The sequence below is a fragment of the Mesorhizobium sp. M7A.F.Ca.CA.004.12.1.1 genome (genome assembly GCF_003997835.1).
Classification (GTDB): Bacteria; Pseudomonadota; Alphaproteobacteria; order Rhizobiales; family Rhizobiaceae; genus Mesorhizobium.
In genome coordinates, this window is sequence record NZ_RZRK01001261.1 from 1 (window position 1) to 1,094 (window position 1,094).

At 66.2% G+C, this 1,094-nt stretch carries 1 pseudogene; it reads right to left on the reverse strand.

Annotated features, from left to right (window positions below):
• Positions 1-2: 2 nt before the first annotated feature.
• A pseudogene (gene waaC / locus EN984_RS35630) lies at positions 3-991 on the reverse strand (lipopolysaccharide heptosyltransferase I).
• Positions 992-1,094 lie beyond the last annotated feature (103 nt).

The window sequence follows — 1,094 nt, forward strand, 5'->3', positions numbered from 1 at the left end:
CCTCAGTTCTTGCCAGCGTTGGCCTTGCCAAGGACCTGGAGTCCCGCCAGCCTCTCTGCCTCCGCCACCACCTCCGCCGGCATCACACGCTTCCCGGGCACTGCCAAAAGCGTCGACGCATATTGCCCGCGCGGACCCGTCAACCCGGGCTCGGTCGCCAGGAACACCGCAACCGTTGGCAGGCCGAAGGCGCTGGCGAGATGGGTCAGCCCGGTGTCGGCGCCGATGACCAGTTCCGAGCGGCCGATGAACTCAGCGATGTCGGCCAGCGGTGACTTTGGCACCACAACTGTCGATGGCACTGCCTTGGCAATGGCTTCGGCCACGGCCTTCTCGCGCTCGTTCGACCAGGTCGTGACCGGCGTTATCCCCCGCTCAATCAGGAGGCGCGCGGTTTCAATCCAGTCTTCGGCCGGCCATTTCTTGTCTTCGCGGCTGGTGCCGTGCAGCAGGAAGGCGGTTTTTCCGGCAATGCCCGCCAGAGTGCCGACGGGCGGCACGATGCCGGAGTCCAGGGTCGAAAGATCGGGCTGATAGCCGAGCGCCAGCCCGAACAGCCGCCGTGTCCGTTCGATGGCGTGCAGGTCGCGCGGCACGGGATAAGTGGCATCGTAGAACAGCGTCGCAGAAGGTTCGCGCGCGCTCGAACGGTCGAAGCCGGCAATGGGGGCGCCGGCCTGCCTTGCCACCAGAGCCGATTTCAGGAGGCCTTGCGCATCGATGACGAGGTCGTAACGGCAATCGCGCAAGGTGCGGCGCAGGGCGGCCGCCTCGTGCCACGTGGCGCCGTCGAGCAGCGCCTTGCGCCAGCGTCGGATCGCCACCGTGTGAATTCTTTCGATCGCCGGGTGAAGCGCGGCGATACCGGCAAATGCCTCTTCGACGCACCAGTCGAAGGTAGGTCCGGGCGGTGGAAACGGGCATCCTCGACGGCCGGAAAGGTGTGAATGACATCGCCCATCGACGACGTCTTGACGATCAGCACCTTCATGCCGCTGCCGGGATGTCCAGCAGCCGGTCCGCCGCTGCCGCGACTTGGCCGACTTCCAGCGTCTTCAGGCAGTTGAGGTGGCCGAGCGGGCAGACCTTCTGGT